This is a genomic window from Mesorhizobium newzealandense (assembly GCF_042682145.1).
GTDB lineage: Bacteria > Pseudomonadota > Alphaproteobacteria > Rhizobiales > Rhizobiaceae > Mesorhizobium > Mesorhizobium newzealandense.
The window spans coordinates 182,329-200,646 of the sequence record NZ_JBHUGZ010000010.1 but is presented as its reverse complement, the minus strand read 5'-3'; the positions used below and the strand labels follow the sequence as shown (position 1 = coordinate 200,646).

Annotated in this window: 13 protein-coding genes and 1 pseudogene; 7 read left to right on the top strand and 7 right to left on the bottom strand. The window is 59.7% G+C overall.

All coding sequences use genetic code 11. The features are described 5' to 3' along the window. Positions 1–1,092 precede the first annotated feature (1,092 nt). Complete coding sequence (locus ACFSOZ_RS15325) at positions 1,093–1,809, top strand: hypothetical protein (protein WP_379099413.1); 717 nt, start codon at positions 1,093–1,095, stop codon at positions 1,807–1,809. Between the two features lie 76 nt (positions 1,810–1,885). After that, positions 1,886–2,656, top strand: a complete 771-nt coding sequence (locus ACFSOZ_RS15320) for an RES family NAD+ phosphorylase (protein ID WP_379099410.1) — start codon at positions 1,886–1,888, stop codon at positions 2,654–2,656. A gap of 295 nt (positions 2,657–2,951) precedes the next feature. Here ACFSOZ_RS15320 and ACFSOZ_RS15315 read toward each other — a convergent pair. The 5 genes and pseudogenes from ACFSOZ_RS15315 to ACFSOZ_RS15295 all read right to left on the bottom strand — a co-directional run. After that, a pseudogene (locus ACFSOZ_RS15315) lies at positions 2,952–4,265 on the bottom strand (hypothetical protein); the annotation flags it as partial. A 52-nt stretch (positions 4,266–4,317) separates the two neighbouring features. Beyond that, complete coding sequence (gene istB, locus ACFSOZ_RS15310; RefSeq protein WP_379095118.1) at positions 4,318–5,130, bottom strand: IS21-like element helper ATPase IstB; 813 nt, start codon at positions 5,128–5,130, stop codon at positions 4,318–4,320. Further along, positions 5,120–6,649, bottom strand: coding sequence for an IS21 family transposase (gene istA / locus ACFSOZ_RS15305; protein ID WP_379099792.1), 1,530 nt, complete (start codon positions 6,647–6,649; stop codon positions 5,120–5,122). The genes istB and istA overlap by 11 nt, the downstream gene beginning before the upstream one ends. Positions 6,650–6,734: 85 nt before the next feature. Next, the gene (locus tag ACFSOZ_RS15300; RefSeq protein ID WP_379099407.1) at positions 6,735–6,986 is read right to left on the bottom strand and encodes a nucleotidyltransferase domain-containing protein; all 252 of its coding nucleotides are present in this window, start codon (positions 6,984–6,986) and stop codon (positions 6,735–6,737) included. A 96-nt stretch (positions 6,987–7,082) separates the two neighbouring features. Next, entirely contained in the window at positions 7,083–8,699 is a 1,617-nt protein-coding gene (locus ACFSOZ_RS15295; protein ID WP_379099404.1) for an RNA-directed DNA polymerase, read from the bottom strand. A 433-nt stretch (positions 8,700–9,132) separates the two neighbouring features. Here ACFSOZ_RS15295 and minC point away from each other — a divergent pair, with 433 nt between their 5' ends. The 5 genes from minC to ACFSOZ_RS15270 all read left to right on the top strand — a co-directional run bounded on the left by minC (position 9,133) and on the right by ACFSOZ_RS15270 (position 15,313). Continuing rightward, on the top strand, positions 9,133–9,945 hold the full coding sequence (gene minC / locus ACFSOZ_RS15290) for a septum site-determining protein MinC (protein ID WP_379099401.1): 813 nt from the start codon (positions 9,133–9,135) through the stop codon (positions 9,943–9,945). Positions 9,946–10,021: 76 nt separating this feature from the next. Further along, a complete protein-coding gene (minD, locus tag ACFSOZ_RS15285; RefSeq protein WP_379099398.1) occupies positions 10,022–10,837 on the top strand; it encodes a septum site-determining protein MinD in 816 nt (271 codons plus the stop codon). Then, positions 10,834–11,106, top strand: a complete 273-nt coding sequence (gene minE, locus ACFSOZ_RS15280) for a cell division topological specificity factor MinE (protein ID WP_024501686.1) — start codon at positions 10,834–10,836, stop codon at positions 11,104–11,106. Before minD ends, minE begins: the two co-directional genes overlap by 4 nt. A 172-nt stretch (positions 11,107–11,278) precedes the next feature. Continuing rightward, positions 11,279–13,483 (top strand): sensor domain-containing diguanylate cyclase, encoded by a 2,205-nt coding sequence (locus ACFSOZ_RS15275; protein ID WP_379099395.1) that lies wholly within the window; start codon positions 11,279–11,281, stop codon positions 13,481–13,483. Between the two features lie 363 nt (positions 13,484–13,846). Further along, positions 13,847–15,313, top strand: coding sequence for a coiled-coil domain-containing protein (locus ACFSOZ_RS15270; RefSeq protein WP_379099392.1), 1,467 nt, complete (start codon positions 13,847–13,849; stop codon positions 15,311–15,313). 128 nt (positions 15,314–15,441) lie between these two features. Here ACFSOZ_RS15270 and ACFSOZ_RS15265 read toward each other — a convergent pair whose 3' ends face one another. Together ACFSOZ_RS15265 and ACFSOZ_RS15260 are read right to left on the bottom strand one after the other, a co-directional pair. Then, the gene (locus tag ACFSOZ_RS15265; RefSeq protein ID WP_379099389.1) at positions 15,442–17,274 is read right to left on the bottom strand and encodes an ABC transporter ATP-binding protein; all 1,833 of its coding nucleotides are present in this window, start codon (positions 17,272–17,274) and stop codon (positions 15,442–15,444) included. Beyond that, positions 17,274–18,317 carry a glycosyltransferase family 2 protein gene (locus ACFSOZ_RS15260; protein WP_379099386.1) on the bottom strand — a complete coding sequence of 348 codons (1,044 nt, stop codon included), beginning with the start codon at positions 18,315–18,317 and terminating at the stop codon, positions 17,274–17,276. The genes ACFSOZ_RS15265 and ACFSOZ_RS15260 overlap by 1 nt, the downstream gene beginning before the upstream one ends. Position 18,318: the final 1 nt, after the last annotated feature.

Below are 18,318 nucleotides of genomic sequence, written 5' to 3'. Positions count from 1 at the left end.
AGAATTCGTCGTCAGGCGTTTGTAGGGCCGTCGTTCCACTCGTGGCAATGCCACTGTGTTCCATCGTGTCAACAAACTCTATGCACGGGTGCAATCAGCTGCCCACGCCGGTCGAAAGACCTGCTTTACAATCGCGTCGCAGGGGGTGCTTGCGACGGGAGGATTCCCAATTGCCCGCCGATCGATCCCGCCTGGATTGCAGGTGAGGTTGGTGTTTTGCGCTTGGGGCGGACTGCTTCATGATCTGCTGCCGTCAGCCTGTGCTTGCCAACCGGCACTTGCAGCCGCGTTGCGTTGAGGCAGCAGGGTGCCGACCGGCGATGCTGCGGCCTATCTCTACCAAAGGCGAGATCAGCCTACCAATTTGAAACCACGGTTTCGCGATTTGGCCTGCTGTTGACCATGGGCGATTGAGGCATGCAGAATTGGTGACGCCGGCCAACTGGTTGATCTATCCTACCAAGGTCGTGGAGAAGCCAGTTCGCCGCAACGAGTAGGCTGCCGGTAATCAGAAACCACTACATTCTTGAAGACGACCTTTGGTTGCAGCGGCACAAATCATCGCAGAGGAAGAGTCCCGTGGACAATATTATTGTGTAAATTCGATCTCTCTCCCTGTCTCTCGTCTTGCCAAGTCGATTACTGCCTGCAAAGTTCTTGCTAGGCAAGATGGGGGATATAATGCCGACTTTCACTCATGATTTTACGCCGGCTTCAGGTTCAAGTTTAGGCACCACAGTTGACATACCTACGCGCGCTGTCGAAGACGCTGGCTTGATGGAAATTCTTCAAAGTCCGGGGCCTGCAGTAGGGTTATGGGGCCTCTTCGATCCACTCTTATCTACAGCTTCTGCCGAATTCCGGTTCCTATAGCCGCTTGGCCAGTCGCGAGAGGTGAAGACCGCGCTCTCCGGCCTGTTCGGGCGGTTCGTCGCCCGAGCTTACGCCACACTCCATCTTGATCTCACGCATTTCGCTCACGTTACAAAGCCCCCGATGCGCCTTTCGGGTCCAATGCGCGGCGAGCTTCGGCGTGTGCGGCGAAAACGTGGCGATCTGCCAGATTGGGTGGCGTGGGGGTCTTTGCCGGGAATGGCCATCGTCGAAGCCAAGGGCTGTCACGAAAGGAGCGGCCCTCGTCAGACTTTGCGACGTGCCTTCGCTCAAACCGAGCGCGCGGAGATCTGGGGAAGACAGGGGCTGGCCCCTTTCAAGCGCTACGCTATTGCGACGCGGTGGGGGTTCGCTGCGCCGCTTGACTGGGCGCCCATGCTCTCTGTTCACGACCCGGACGAAGAAGGCGACGAAATACTTCCCAAGGAAATCGACGAGTTGCAAGTGGGCGTGATTCGAATGCACTACGCAAGCATGCTCGACCGTCTGGAGTTGCGGACGCTTGCTACCGCGCTCCGTGATCTGGTGACTCGGCGATTCCCCAACATGCATGCTCAAGCGAGCACCCGCGCGACCGCCGCCTTGGAAGCGGCCTCGACACACCGCGTGATGGGCAGTCTCCCAGTCGAACCCCAGGACGAGCTTATTGGAGGATTTGTAACCCGCGGGGGGGTTTTGCCGGCGGACGGGCTTTCTGTATCCGATCAAGAGACGCTGTCGCGGCTAAGCATGAGGCCCGCTTTCGTCGGCGTCGAACGCCACATGCTGAAACTGGCGGTTCTCGGGGATATTTCGTCCATCCGAGACCACCGTCTAACTTTGGGCGAGAAGGAACCAGTGCCTAAAGGCCCGCGCGACGACGGCGCCGGCGGGTGGGTCGTGCGTCTCGATGAAGACGCTGCGCAGATTGAATGAGCTGAACTGAGCCCCATGTAAGCGACTGTTAGCGTGCACCGTTGGCGGTGCGGGATGTTTTTCTGGGGGACAACACTTGGCGGAATTTGAGTCTTGGCGCAGCTATTGGGAGTTTCATCGGACCGTCAGCCGTGAACTGCGTTTCGTACGCACTCGTGAAGCCGAACAGTTTCTGGAAACTGTGCTGGCGACCAGTGCCAAGCGTCGAACAGATTTCAAGGAGGGTTATGTCTTCTGGCGTTCGCAGCTTGGTCATGACTGGCGGGAGGAAGGTGAGGAAGGGGCGACCTTCGAGGTGCTAAGAGCCTATCCGCCTGAGCGCATGAAGCCGTTGCGGGACCGGGCAAGCGACGGCCGTGCCAACCCGAAAGGTATACCGTGCCTGTATCTGGCAACCGAACGAGACACCGCTATTGCGGAGGTCCGACCCTGGATCGGATCGCATGTATCTGTCGCCCAGTTTCGCACGCTGCGGCCACTCACAATCATCGACTGTTCTCGCGGACATAACAAGATGAACCTCTATTTTGAGGAGCCCGACGTAGTCGAGCGTGAGGAGGCAGTGTGGTCTTCCATCGATAGAGCTTTCGCAAAACCTATCACGCGCAGTGACCACTATGCCGACTATGTGCCAACTCAGATAATCGCGGAGCTATTCAAGCGAGAGGGCCTCGACGGCGTCGCCTATAAGAGCAATTTTGGAAAAAACGGTTACAATATCGCACTATTCGACCTTGATGCAGCTGCGCTTTTGAATTGTACCCTGTATGAGGTCAACAAGGTAACGATGGTGTCAGAGCAGGTTGATAATACTTATTTTGTGAAAGAGAACCTTGGAAAGGGTTAGTGAGCGCAGCAGATCGATCTTGCCAGTGTTGTTTCCTGATGACGACATTCGTGCCGTGCTGCTGCCGAAGGCGCATCGGCGGCTTGTGCGAGAGTGCATCCGATACGAAGCGTGGGCGTCTGCCTTAAGAGTTACCCATCAGTCCGAAATCACTGAGGCGGCGGCGCAGACTGGGGACGTTTGATACGCGCGAGGCGGCGGAGAAGCATGAGGAGCGGTTGATTGCCAGCAGTCGCGCCTGCTTGGCGTCAGCCCCGTGCCTGTTTCTGCCGGCAACCGCCCCCTCTTCTGGATCCTAAGACCGCCCCGTGGGAAGCCTCCATCCGTCGCTGGCGATAGCAGCAAGACGGTCTTCCCCGCGAAGCATTGCATTTAGATGATCTTCAAGCTGTTGATCATAAGACGAATCAAAGAGAGGTGAACCGGCGGCAGCAACGAGGAAATTATAGGTCGTCACGTACCGCGAGCGAAGCTGCGCCCTTCCTCGAAGGGATTGGAACTCGCCATCGATAAATGCGGAGCCATCATCATAAACTGCGCGAGTCACCAAGTGTTTGCCGTCAACGATTCCAAATTCCTCCCAATAATAGGGGAAGACTCCATCACCACGCTCAACCTCAGCAATATTTTCCTTTGTACGTGGATAGAGACCCGTTGCGGGCAACGGGCTGAGTTCAACATAAACGAACTCATATTTATAGGAGCCGGGATTGATTGCGGCGACGCGGCGTATGTTCATTTCTTCGCCGTTGAGGACAAAGCGATCACCCTCGTCGGCAAATGAGACAATCTGCAAATTGCTGTTGCCTCGGGACCACCAGATTGGCGTGCCATCCTCAAACTCAAGGGGCTCCTCAAACAATCTTGCTGATCGCTGTCTGATTTGGTTCGAATCGTCAAACCATTCAACCCCACGGACGCCAGGAAATGCGCTCTCGAAACGCTTTGCAAAGATGACCGTACTATGCGCGCCGCCTATCGATGGTCGCTTCGGTTTGGCTTGAATGGCAGCCGCCCTTGCCTCCAAACTAATTGCCGTATCGAGCACAATCTCAGATAAAAGAAGTTGATCTTTGGAGGACAATGGGGCTCGGGTTTCCCTTCCGCTGCGCCTCGCCTCAAAACGCCGGTCAAGATCCGCGATTTTTTTTCGCCGTTCATGCAACAAGATTGTGAGATACGTTGCGCCGATGTCGACGTCGTATTCCCTACCGGGGTCACCGTCGCCATCGTCCTCAAGGTACTGCACCATAGCCGCATGGCGCATCAGTTGCTTTGGGGCAGCGTCAGCATCATTGAAAGGTGCAAGCGTCTCCGTTCCAAGTGCGTTGACGCCGAGATACGAACTGCGAGTTTTCTGCGTGAACCGGATGCACTCTCCGACGAGCCGCTCTTTGATTTCACGGGACCCAGCATTCGGTAGTCCGTTCACTATCTGACCACTGAGCAGATCAAGGAATGCGTTTGCTGAGAAGAAATCTCGGGCGCCATCCTTGTGGATGTCTGATGAAATCTCCAGTGAGGTGACGGTAACTACGCTGCATATCAAGGTGTCGCGCCTCGGCCGGCGCAATACCTTGCCAAGTTCGTCTTCTAAAGAAATTTTTGTTGATTTCCACCGAGAACTGACCCGGCATTTTCACCGAGAATTGACCCGCCTCTCATGTATGTTTCGGTTCGGTGTTGACGGTCAAGGTTCTGGCTTTCTCCTTCGCTTTTTTCGGCTCGTGGGCTGAGCTGTTCTTGAACCGGAAGCTGTCGTTTCCAGTTTCGAGGATGTGGCAATGGTGCGTCAGTCGGTCGAGAAGTGCGGTCGTCATCTTGGCATCGCCGAAGACACTCGCCCACTCGCTGAAGCTGAGGTTTGTGGTGATGATGACGCTGGTGCGTTCGTAGAGTTTGCTCAGCAGATGGAAGAGCAGTGCTCCACCTGATGCGCTGAACGGCAAATAGCCGAGCTCATCCAGGATCACGAGATCGGAATGCACGAGGCGATTGGCGATCTGGCCGGATCGTCCCTGTGCCTTTTCCTGTTCGAGCGCATTGACCAGTTCGACAGTCGAGAAGAAGCGAACCCGTTTGTGATGATGCTCAATAGCCTGCACGCCGAGAGCGGTCGCAATATGGGTTTTGCCTGTCCCTGGGCCGCCGACGAGCACGATGTTGTGGGCGTCATCGATGAACTCGCCGCGATGAAGCTGACGCACCAGGGCCTCGTTGATGTCACTGCTGGTGAAGTCAAAGCCGTTGAGATCGCGATAGGCTGGAAAGCGTGCCGTCTTGAGCTGGTAAGCTGTAGACCTGACCTCCCGTTCCGCTGTCTCGGCCTTCAGCAGTTGCGACAGGATCGGAATGGCGGCTTCAAACGCCGGCGCTCCCTGTTCGGTGAGTTCGCCTACAGCTTGCGCCATGCCGTGCATCTTCAGGCTCCTGAGCATGATGACGATTGCGCCGCTGGCAGGATTATGACGCATGGCGGACCTCCAAAGCCTTCCTCAAGGCGTCGTAGCGCTCGACGTTGGCCTTCGGCTCATTGGTAAGCGCCAAAGCCTGAGGAGCACTGATGGTCGGAGGCGTAAGCGATTTGCCGTCGACGAGGCGATGGAGCAGATTCAGCACATGCGTCTTGGTTGGAACACCGGCCTCCAACGCCATCTCCACAGCCAGGAGCACCGCCTGCTCGTCGTGCTGAAGGACAAGTGCCAGGATGTCGACCATCTCGCGATCGCCGCCCGGCTTCTTGAGCAAATGTTGCTGCAGCGTCCTGAATGCATCGGGAAGTTCAGCAAAGGGTGCTCCGTTGCGAAGGGCGCCGGGTTTGCGCTGAACGACAGCCAGATAATGCCGCCAGTCGTAGACCGTCTGGCCAGGCCGATCATGTGAGCGATCGATGATGCGGCGATGCTCACAGAGGATCAGACCCTCTGCAGCGACAACGATGCGATCTGGATAGACCCGAACGCTGACAGGCCGATTGGCAAAGGATGCAGGCACGCTGTAGCGGTTACGTTCCAGATGGACGAGGCAGGTCGGAGAGACCCGCTTGGTGTATTCGACAAACCCGTCGAAGAGACGAGATGTCGGCATCAGAGTCCGGGCTTCTTCGGCCCAGATGTCATCGATGGTTCCTCGCATCCGGCCATGCGGCGTCTGCTGCCACAGTTCTCGGCAACGCCGCTCAAGCCATTCGTTCAGGGCATCCAGCGATGGAAAGCGTGGAAGCGGTTGCCAGAGCCGATGACGTGCATCCTGAACATTCTTCTCGACTTGCCCTTTCTCCCAGCCGGATGCTGGATTGCAGAACTCGGGTTCGAAGAGGTAGTGGCTGGCCATCGCCATGAAGCGCACATTGACGTCGCGCTCCTTGCCTCGTCCGACCCTGTCGACCGCCGTCTTCATGTTGTCGTAGATGCCGCGGCGGGGAATCCCGCCAAAGACTCGGAAGGCATGGTTGTGTGCGTCAAACAGCATCTCGTGCGTTTGCAGCGGATAGGCTCGAACGATGAAGGCGCGGCTGTAACTCAGCTTCGTATGCGCCACCTGCAGCTTGGTGCGCTCATTGCCGATGATCGCCCAGTCCTCAGACCAATCGAACTGGAATGCTTCCCCAGGCTCGAACGCAAGCGGCACGAATGTCCCGCGCCCTGTCGTCTGTAATTCCCTCTGCAGATCCGCCTTCCACTCCCGGGCGAAAGCAGCAACACGACCGTAAGACCCCTCATAGCCAAGGCTCAGCAGATCGGCATGGAGCTGCTTCATCGTGCGTTTCTGCTTGCGGTTCTTTTTGGCTTCCGTCCTCAGCCAAGCCGACAAACGGTCGGCGAAAGCGTCAAGTTTGCTCGGCCGATCCGCCACCTTGAACTTCGGCTCTACGTCATCAGAGCGCAGATATTTGCGGATGGTATTCCGGGACAGGCCGGTCCTGCGGCAAATCTCCCGGATCGATAGATGCTCTCGAAAATGCCAGCGTCGGATTACGCTCAATAACGCCATGTCGATCACTCCAAAGCCCCCGCTAACGTGCAGGGGTGGTTCAAACATGGGTCAATTCTCGATGGAAATATCCTGTGTTGCCGGGTCAGTTCTCAGTGGCAATCAACAAAATTTTGTAACGAAGAAGCTTTTCCAACCAGTCTGCGCGGTCGATCGCATCCGGTTTCTCTGGTATAACAACGACAATGTCGATGTCACTTCCATCTCCAAACAGAGCGCCGTCACGGTAAATCAAGCTACCGAAGGCATAAATCCCTAACGGGGCCAATTCCTCTCTTACGATTTTTGCCCACTGAGATAGATAGTCCTTTGCTTCTGTGACTAAGTTAGTAGACAAACCGCCCCCCGTTAAGCGCGCTAGCGAGTATGCGAGCGCTTCATTTATATGATAGCTGGTAGAAGTGTGTGCGTGTCGCCCGAGGTTCTCTTCCAATTAGAGAGACGTACACACCGGCTCTTGTGCGTCAGAAAGCAATTGCTGCAGAGTGCGTTTGCCGTGGCAATCCTTCAGCCAAGCTAGGTATGTGGCGGCGAATGGGGTACTCAGCAGATCCTGCGCCGTCGCCAACCAGGTTTTGTACTCGTCGAAAGGTAGGCATATCCCCGCCATCAGCGCCGCAGGCTTGTCCCATTCACTTAGAGAGCCAAGCTGGGTTTTAAGCGCTCGGAAGTAAGCACGATCGTTTGCTAGGCCATGGAAAAAGAAATTTGCACGACGCTCTATTATACTTCTGTTAAAATCGTATGTCTGCCACTCTGATAGGGAAGCTGGCAGAGTTCCATCGACAAACAAGTTCAGAAGCCATGATCTAACATAGGATAAGTCGGAGTAAGGTGACATGTAAAGCAATTCTCTTACCCGAATTTTTACTGATTCTGTATTGAAGTTTTCCTGCTTTGAGGCAGAATTCAAAGCTAAGCAATATTCACGAGGAGAGTAGTAAAGTAAATCGGCATGTTTATCCAGGAGTCGCTCAGCATTGATGTTGGCGGCGAAGCGAAGGGCACGCAAAACAGCTTTAAATATCGACAGGTCAGCAACTTTTTTATCGCCTATCTCGTCAAGCTTGTCGAGTAGTAGATCGGCTGACAAAAATGGATTAGATATGGTGTCGTCGTCATTGGTATCGTCGTCATTTCCATAGTTTATTTTAATAAAAGATTGAATTTTTTCCATTTCGGCGCTGGTGAAAACGTCCTGGAGTCGTACCCTGGAAGATCGTTGTATTTCCTTTATAGAGGTCATTCTTGTTTTTGCCACGTTTAGTGACAGTCCTTCGGTTACCATTAAATGTTCAGCAAGTCGGCAAAGAATCGAGTGTCCCTCTGTACCTGCCGGCACTTCAATGCGAAAATCATCAACGTATCGCGTAAATTTCATGCCCTTGTGTTTTAAAAACATGTCAGTATCGTTTAGAAGGCATTCTGCCAGCATCCTCGAAGCCGTACTCCCAACTGGCAAGCCATAGGATTGTTTGGCGCGGGTTGTTTTAATAATTTTCTTGACCAGATCGGACGGACCCTTCGGGCACCCGGCATCCTGCAGAACATTCTCAATTCTGTGAAAATATATCCTTTGGTAGAAATCGGCGATGTCAGTCACTATCGCCGGGCGATTCTCGGCAAACGGATTTTCAGGCTCCCCAAAATCTGAAAGATACGCCAGCCATTGGTGATAACCGCGCGCAGGTTCGAAAACCTTCAAAGACTCGCCTTCGGAAAAACGATACGCGAAAGCCTCGTTATTTTCCTTTGGCAGTCGCGCCGCTTCGAGATGAGGGGCGCAATCCAGGAGGGCTGCGAGATAGACAACGTTGTCGGATGCGGTAAGCTGATGGGCGATCCTAAATCCCAGCCACGACTTAGGAGTCAATGTCTCTACCGCACCGACCGGCGTGTACTGTCCGATATTGAGTTTCTCGCAGTCCTTAGCGATTGTACCGGGGCGTTCGAGAAAGCATCGCATTTCGGGAAGGCGTGGAAAAAGGTCGGTATCTCCAAATGAACCTAAATGGTTGATGGAGCGCCGAACACTGGCTTCGGAAATCATAAACCTCTCCGAGAATTGGATAAATTTGGAATCCCGGCCATCTTGTCGGGTGGCGCGGCACATGCGGCCAGCGCGGCCAATATCGATACTGTCAAAGCAGCTCGTTTCATAGTCCCCCCAAAGCCCATCAAAAGTGCCCGGCGGCAACATTGCCCAAGCACAAAACGTTGCGCAAGTATTCTTCCGCTAACGACACAGGATTATTCTTGGGTACCGCATTGATAGTAGGCGCGACGTGGCCGCCTACGGGTGATCGGCCCGCCAGCTGGCGCTAATCGCCAGGATCGAGGTTCGCGCCTCTGCGGAGCCGTCCCGAGAACATCTTACTCCACGGGTTCGCCGACGCAGTTCTTAACCCTGGCTATCGACAAAATTAACCTTTCGTTAACCATTCACTCGCTAGCGTTTACCTATCAGTAAGGATTCGCCGCCAGTGACTTTTGCCGCTCCCCTTGAGGCCAAATCCATTCGCTTTCGCGCCCGTTCTTTCGTCGCGTTCACATTGACTCCTGAAGGTCCATTGGCGGCCTGGCTGGAGGGGCTCGATCACTGGATCGGCAATTCACCCGGCTATTTCTCAGGCCGCCCGGTGCTGCTCGATCTGAACACGATGAAGCCGCAGCCGAGCGAGATCGCGGCGCTGGTGGCGGAACTGGCCACGCGCGGCATCCGCATCTATGCCATCGAGCTCGAAGGGGCGTCGCTTGGCGCCGAATTGCCGCCGGTGCTGACCTGCGCCAAGGAGGCGACGACCGATGGCCTGCTGCCCGGCCGCAAGGCGAGGGCGGAGGTTTCCGACAAGGCCGAGGGCAAGGTGCTTGAGGCGCGCGCGGATGCTGGCGCTGCTGGCAAGGGCAAGGCTGGCGCAAGCATGACAGGCGAAAGCGAGCCGCAGGCAGCACAGCCGCAGGAAGCGTCGGGCACGCTGATGATCAAGTCGCCGATCCGCTCCGGCCAGGCGATCGTGCATCCGCATGGCGATGTCATCGTGCTGGGCTCGGTCGCTTCGGGTTCGGAGATCATCGCGGCGGGCTCGATCCATGTCTACGGCACGCTGCGCGGGCGCGCTTCGGCGGGTGCGCTCGGCAACAAGGGCGCGCGCATCTTCTGCCGCCGCAACGAGGCCGAGCTTCTGGCGGTCGACGGCTGGTACGTCACCGCCGAGGAGATGGAAGGTGTTTCGCGCGGCAAGCCGGTGCAGGCGTTTCTCGACGGTGACGCGCTGCGCGTTTCGCCGCTGAGCTGACATTGATTTCGACCGATATTGGGCGGCCGGGCCGCTCGACCACGAACAACAAAGCAACAACAACGGAGGCATTTTCATGGGCAAGGTAGTGGTGGTCACTTCGGGCAAGGGGGGCGTCGGCAAGACGACCTCGACGGCAGCCCTTGGTGCCGCGGTCGCCAAGACCGGCAAGAAGGTGGCCCTGGTCGACTTCGACGTCGGCCTGCGCAACCTCGACCTGATCATGGGCGCCGAACGCCGGGTGGTGTTCGACCTCGTCAACGTCATCCAGGGCTCGGCCAAGCTGTCGCAGGCGCTGATCCGCGACAAGCGGGTGGAGACGCTGTTCCTGCTGCCGGCCTCGCAGACCCGCGACAAGGATGCGCTGACCGAGGAGGGCGTCGGCGAAGTCATCGACAAGCTGCGCTCGGTGTTCGACTACGTCTTCTGCGACAGCCCGGCCGGCATCGAGCGCGGCGCGCAGCTCGCCATGCGCTTTGCCGACGAGGCGGTCATCGTCACCAATCCGGAAGTGAGCTCGGTGCGCGATTCCGATCGCATCATCGGCCTGCTCGATGCCCGCACGCTGCGGGCAGAGCAGGGCGAACAGATCGCCAAGCACGTGCTGGTCACGCGCTATGACGCGGCGCGCGCCTCGCGCGGCGAAATGCTCTCCATCGACGACGTGCTGGAAATCCTGTCGACGCCGCTGCTCGGCATCATTCCAGAGAGCCAGGATGTGCTCAGGGCCTCCAACCTCGGTTCGCCGGTGACGCTGTCGGAGCCGCTGAATGCTGCTGCCAAGGCCTATATCGACGCCGCCAGGCGGCTCGAGGGCGAACAGCTGCCGGTCGTCGTGCCGTTCGAGCGCAAGGGCTTTCTCGATCGTCTTTTGGGAAGGAGGGCGGCATGAACCTGCTCGACATCTTCAAGCGGCGCTCCAGCGCGCCGGTGGCGCGCGAGCGGCTGCAAGTGCTGCTCGCCTATGAGCGCCGCAACCGCAGCCAACCCGACCTCGTCTCCATCCTGCGCGAGGAGATCATGGCCGTCATCGCCAAGCATGTGCAGATCGACCAGGACTATCTGCAGGTCTCGATGGACCGCGGCGAGACCATGTCGACGCTGGAAATCGACATCCAGATCCCCAACAAGAGCGCCGTGCCGCTGGCCATGGCGGGCTGATTTTTTTTACCCGCCCCCTGAAGGTCGCTGCGCAGCAGCGGCGTGGGGGCGGCGCCACCCGCGCCGGCTGGCATCGTTAGGACGTTGATAAGCATTTGGTAATACAAGCCGGGAATGAGATGCTGGCTCGATTTGACGTGTAAAATGCCGTCTTTTTCGGCGGGGCCATGACGTGCGCATCAAAAGCCTGATCATCCTCAGCATGACGAGCGCCGCGGCCTTGATCGGGCTGGTCGGCGGGCTCGCGATCGTTACGCAGATGGCCGTGACCAAGTCGCTGGGTTTGACCGAAGCGACCAACGTCGCCCAGGAACTGGCCGACACGATCGTCTTCAAATCATCCGACGGCTCACCGTCGCTGTTCGAGCGGCCCGACGCGCTGCGCGAATTCCTGGAGCTGCAGCACCATCGCTCGCTTAGGGATTTCCTGGTCGTCGACCCCAACAAGATCCTGCTCGCCCATGCCGCCGACGAAGAACACGAGCTCGGCGAGAAGTTCGATCACGACCCCGGCAACGAAGTCGGCCAGACCCTGGCGGATGGCGTCCCGCGCAAGTTCAGCGATCCGAATGAAGCCAATGACATACTGGCCGTTCCGATCGAGCATCCCAAGGATACGATCGTCGGCGCCGTGCTTTTGGAATACGATCCCTTGCTGCGCGCCGCCGAACAGCGCACCAACAACGTGCTCTGGCTGGTTGGCCTCGCTGCGGCAGCCGCCATACTGGTTGCTGCGGCCTTCGCCTGGGGGCTGCTCAGCCGTTTCGGCGCCGGCCTTTCCGACATGATGCGAGGCATGGAATCGCTGGCCAAAGGCGAGGCCATGACGCGCATCAGCCACGGCCGCAAGGATGAGTTCGGGCAGTTGGCGCGGGGCTTCAACACCATGGCCGACGAGCTTGCAACCGCGCGGGCCCACATCGAGGATATCGTCCAGACGGCGGCCGAAGGCATCGCCGTGCTGAACAGCGATGGCAAGATTGCAAGCGTCAACCCGGCGGCGGCGGCGATGATCGGGCGGCGCGCCGACAAGATCGTCGGGCTGGACTGGGGCGCGGTGATGACGATGCGGGATTCGCGAGGAGCCGAGTTCGCCGCGGGAACCTCTCCCGTCGAGCAGGCCCTGACCACGGGCCGCCAGCACCAAAGCGAAGTGCGCCTGACCAAATCGGATGGCTCGCATGTGCCTGTCATCGCCAGTTGCAGTCCGCTCAGCCGGTCCGACGGCGGCCTCGTGCTGACGCTCAGCGACATCAGCGAGCTGCGCCGCGCCGAAGGGGTGGTCAACGAGCGTGCCGATCAGCTGGCGCTGCTCAACCGCGAACTGCACGAGAAGTCCGAAACCACGACCCGCCTGGTGAAGCTCGGCGAACTGCTGCAGGCCTGCGTCACCTTCCCGGAAGCGTTCTCGGTGGTCGGCACCGCCATGGCCGAGTTCCTCGGCGGCTTGAGCGGGACCGTCCACCTGACCAGCGCGTCGCGCAACCTGGTGGAGGAGATGGCGCATTGGGGCGACGTCCGCTCGAGCGCCACGCAATTCGCGCCGGAAGACTGCTGGGCGCTGAGACGCGGCCAGGAACATGTCGCCGGCCCTGGCATGCTGACGCCGCGCTGCGCCCATATCACCGAGAACGGCAAGAAGGGCTATGTCTGCATGCCTCTGGCGGCGCAAGGCGAAACGCTGGGCATCCTTCATCTGTGCGAGCCGAATGCAGCCGAGAAGCCGCAATGGCTGGCTGAAAGACAACAGATCCTGCGCGGCGTCGTCGACACGCTGGCGCTGGCGCTGGCCAACCTGCGGCTGCGCGAGACGCTGCGGCAGCAGTCGATCCGCGATCCCAACACCGGCCTGTTCAACCGGCGCTATCTCGAGGAGACGAGCAGCCGCGAACTGCGCCGGATGGAGCGCTCGGGCCAGCCGCTGGTGGTCATCATGCTCGATGTCGATCATTTCAAACAGTTCAACGATACGTTCGGCCACGAAGCCGGCGACCTTGTGCTGAAGCAGGTCGCCGCCACCTTGATCGAGCACGCCAGGGACAGCGATGTCGTTTCGCGCTACGGCGGCGAGGAGTTTGCCCTGGTCATGCCGGGAAGCTCGGTCCACGAAGGTGCCGAGCGGGCGGAAGCGCTGCGCCAGGCAATCAGGAAGCTGCATCTGACGCATCGCGGCCGGACGCTGGGCACCGTTACGGCCTCGTTCGGGGTCGCCGCCTATCCCGAGCATGGCGTCGGCTGGACCGAATTGACCAATGCCGCGGATCACGCGCTCTACGATGCCAAGGGCAACGGGCGCGACCGGGTCGCCATCGCGCTGGGCAACGCGCCCGGCGAGCGGCCCCCGATCCAGCTGGTGCCGGCCCCGAAAAGCAGCTGAGACGCCTTTTGAGGTAGGGCAGTCGGTTTCGCCTGCGACAATCGCCTTGCAGTCCGGCAAGCCGGGATGAGGCGAGTTTCTCGGCGGCACATCTCCACCCCTGAAGGTCTCGCGCGGCTTCGCCGAGCCATCTCGCCGGGGCGCGCCACGGGTCTTGCTTGTCCTTCGGCCCCCCACACTCGTGAGGCGAGGAACAAGCTTTCCCACGGCCGCGGCATTGGTTGTTCGCGGCATCCAAACCCCAAATGTCCCGAGCTTGCCTCCCGCCAATGGGGGGCTTCCCCTGCGCAATTAGCGGATGTAAGGATATGTTAGCAATTCGTTAAGTAGCAAGTTGGGGTACGGCGTAAGGGGTATTTGGCCATGAACTTCAAAGGGCTGATCAAGCGTGCTGAAGACGTAGATAAAGCAATTCAAGACCTCGAGATCGATCTGGCGGACGCGCTGGACGCAACTCTCGACGCCGAGGACGAGGCGCCGCCCAAGAGCGGCGATGCCACGGATCCCGCGGCAGCTCCTGACGACCCGCCATCTCAGGCCATTGTGGCAAATGGGGATAGTGCGGCGAATGCGAACGATGCGGGCGATACGGACAGTCCCGACACCGGGCCACGACTGACCTCCCACACCCAGACCCGACTGGCTGCCTTGAGTGCCTTTGAAGGGCTGTTCCATGACGCCAGGGATTATCTGGACGATATCAACGGCAAGCTGTCGGAGATCGCGACCTCACACCATCTGACGCGCGAGTACCTCAACATCCTCCACGGCGACATCATTCGCGCCAACGAGCTGGAGCTGACGAATGCCGGCCTGATCGCCGAACAAAGAACGCTGTCGGAAAAGCTGCACGACGCGGGGCGAAAGCTGCGCGAGCGTGAAAGCACCTGCGAAGTGCTGCAACAGCGCGAGACAAGCCTGGTTCAGGACAGGGACGCGCTTCGCGCGGCGCTTGCCGCGACACGGCTGGAACTCGCGGAGACGGCCAATGCGAGCGCAAGACGCGACGCCGATTTCGGCGACATCGCCAAGCGGCTGACCGCCAGGACGGTCGAGGCCAACAGGCGCCTGCGCGAGAGCAAGATGCTGCGGGAAAAACATGTCAGCCTGTCGATCGAGCTCGACAAGGCGCTGAAGCGGGAAGCCCAGGCGCGCCACAGGCTCGACGAGCTCTCGGCGATCCATGCCAGCGAAGCAGCGCGGCTTGTGGAACTGCTGGCCGCGCTCGGCAAGAGCGAGAAAGAGGAGATGCGGCTGCAGAAGTCGCTCGAGGCCGCACAGGCGAAGCTGTCGGAAATGACCGAAGCGGCCGGCATGGTGGAAGGCGACAGGGAAGCCGAACTGGCGCGCAGCCAGACGGAGATGCGCGGGTTGCGTTCCGAGATCCAGGAGCTGCAATCGCGGCTGGAGTCGGCCTCGAACGAGAACAGCGAGGCCACCGGCGAGATCGCCAGGCTCAAGGTCGAATTGAACGACACCCTGGCCGAAAAGAAAATCGCCGATGAAAGATTGTCCGCGCTCACCGATGAGAACGAAAGCGACAAGGCGAGCCTTTCGAAAGTGAACGCCAATCTTTCACAGCTTATGCTGCAACAGGCGTCGGAACAGATACAGCTCGATGTCCAGAGGCAGGAATGCGAGGACCTCAGGGCCGAAATCCTGTCCCTCAATGCGCGGATAAAGGAATTGCTGCCCTACGAGCGGCTGCACAAGGCCACCAACGGCAGACCGCGCGAGGGCAGCGTGGTCGAGATCACCGGCGTGGTGGCGGAGAAAGCACGCGCAGCGGGCAGGCGGCGCGCCCGCAGGAACCTCCGCGCGACGCCGTAGAGCAGTTCACCGTTTCACGGAAACGGCGAACAGCTCTATCTCTTTGTTTTGACGCAATTCCCTAGGGAAAGCGCTACGCGCTTTTCCCGGGAAAACCGTTTCACACTTTTCCTGGAATTGCTTCTGGCTCACTTCGTCGGCTCCGCGCGACGACGCCTGACTCCCGCCCGGCCCGGGGTGGCGGGCGGCTCGTGCTGGTAAAGCTCGTCCATGGTCAGCGATGCCAGGGCGCCGAAAGGGGCCTGTTTCTTCACCCGGCCGCCGCTCAGGATCACCACGTCGTCGCAGAACGAGATGGTGCTGTGATGGTGGCTGATGACGATGGTCGTGCGGCGGCCGGCTCTCGACTTCAGCGTCTCGACGATGGCCGCTTCCGACAGTCCGTCCACGGCATTGGTCGCTTCATCGAGGATCAGGAGATCGGGATCGCGCACCAGGGCCCTGGCCAGTGCGATCCGCTGCCTCTGTCCCGCCGAGAGATTGACACCGCGGTAGCCAACGACCGTGTCGTAGCCCAGCGGAAGCCGTTCGACGAATTCGTGCGCCTCGGCCAGTCTTGCGGCACGCTCGGCGTCGCCAGCCGTGGCCGCGTCCTGGCCGTAGGTTATGTTTTCAAAAATGGTGCCATCGACCAGTTCCAGCTCCTGGCTGGCCAGTGCGATGTGCCGCCGCCACTGGCTGGCGTCGATCCCGTCGAGCGGTGATCCATCGACGAGGATCCTGCCGGTGTCGGGTTCCACGAAGCGGCACAGAAGGTTGACGATCGTCGTCTTGCCGGCGCCCGAGCGGCCGATCAGCGCCGTCGAGCGGCCGGCGCGGATTTCGAACGTCGCCGAATGCAGCACCACTTCACGCTGGTCGGTGCCGGAATAGGTGAACGTCACGTCATCGAACTCGATGCCCTGGCGCAAGCCGTGGAACGGTCCGTCGCCTTGCGGCGGCTGCGGCTGGCCGGACGGATCCAGCATCCATGTCACCTCTTCGAGCGATCCGCTCAGCCCCTGCAGCTGGCTCCACGACCCTTGCAGGGCCCGCATATGCGGCTGCAGCCGGTAGAGCAGGATGACAAACGCGATGATCAGCGGGAAACTGACCTGCGCCAGCCAGGCGCCGATCACCACCGCCAGAAACAGCACGGCGTGGAGAACCTCCGTCAGCGGCGGCAGCGCGCCCTGGCGCACGAGCAGGACGAAGGAGGCGCGGCGAACCGCATCGGACGCCGTATCGAAGATCGCCTTCTCCCGGCTCTCCTGTCCGAAGATGCGGATCAGCCGTCCGGCATGCACCAGATGCAGCATCTGTGATGCGAGGTGGGAGTTGCGCGAGGCGACGCTGCGGCTGGGCTCTTTCAGATTGGCCGAAAGGATGGCGTGCGCGATCTGGACGGCGGCCAGCCCCAGCGTGACCAACAGCGTCATGCGCCACGAAAGCAGCAGCAGAAAAGCCAAAAGGATGATGGCGGCCGACGCGCTGACGATGGCCGACAGCATGATCTGGATCGCATCCGATGCCCGCCAGGATTCGTTGGAGATGATGTTGAGCAGCCGGCCCGGACTCTGCCGCAGGAAGAACGGGTAGCCGACCCGCAAGAGCCGCTCCGACAAGGCGCTGCGGATCGAATGACTTGCCTTGCCATAGATGAAGGTCGTCAGCAGCGTGTTGGCGAAGGCGAAGACGTTCTTCAGCAGGATCGAGCCGAGGATGGCGATTGAAATGACGACAAGCCGGTCGCGCTCGCTCAGGCCCGCTCCGACATGCTGGAGGACGGCGGAGAAGCCGGCCATTCCCGCTGCATCCCCGTGGCCCATGATAATGCCCAGCAACGGGATGATCAGGCCGATGCCGAAGCCTTCGAGGACGGCGCTGGCCAGGCCGAGAACCACCACGGCCGGAAGCAGGCGCAGTTGCCTCTTTCCGAGCGCCTGGAACAGCATCGGCAGGCTTGGCGGCAGCAATGGCATTACAGCGGTTCACTCACTTGGGCATTTGCCTGTTGATCTTGCCGCACCGGCGCATCTTGCGGCCGTCTCGCCAGCAGGAGAACCGCAAATCGTGCCGCGCCGAGCAAATTCATGCCGACGATCGGCCAGTGCGACAGGTTGAGTTCACGATCGAAGGCAGGCCCGCCCGCCAATTCCCGGAAAGCCGCTCTCGCGGCCCAGTAGAAATGACGAAGCAGCCAGGGCGCATGGCGAACATGTTTCAGGCAGAGTCCGCCATTGCCCAGGCTGTAGTCGCGGTGGAGCTTTTCGATGGATCCGCGATCACGCCGGCCGTGATGATGGAATATCGTCATGTCGGGCACATACTCGACCGCGATGCCGAGCAGCATCGCTCGCACGAGGTAATCGGTATCCTCCGCTGACCGCATTGACCCACCGGCGCCGAAGCGTTCGTCGAAATAGCCGATACGGGCCGCGACATCGCGGTGCATCGTCATGTTGCAGCCCAGCACGAAACCGCCGGGATGAACGTCCGGCGTCAGCCGCTCGCGTACCCGCGAGCGCTTGATCGTGAAAGGCAGATCCCTTTGATCGCCAAGCTCGACACGGCCTCCCCGGATGAGCCAGTGTTCCCCGGACGCATAGTGCCGCTCCAGATTGCGCAGGTAGTCGCAATGCACGGCGCAATCGTCATCCACGAAGACCAGCACACGGCCCCGCGCGCGCCTCAACCCGGCGTTGCGGGCGGCTGCCAATCCGGGGCGTGGCTCGCAAACGGGCGTGAATGGAATGTCCGACATAGCGGCGATGCTGGCCAGGTGTTCCGCGGTGCGGTCGCTCGAGCCGTTGTCGACGACCACGAGTTCGGCCGCGAAGCCGGCATGGGCGCGGCACGCGGCCTGCACCGACTTGATGCAGGCCTCGAGCACGGCGACACGGTTGCGCGTACAGATGATGAAGCTGACTTCCGGCGCCGATCGTTCCGGTCGCGGACCGGCCGGGACGGCGCCAAGCGCCGTCGAACGATCGCGCTGCAGGAGTTGGTGGGTTTTGACGGTCATC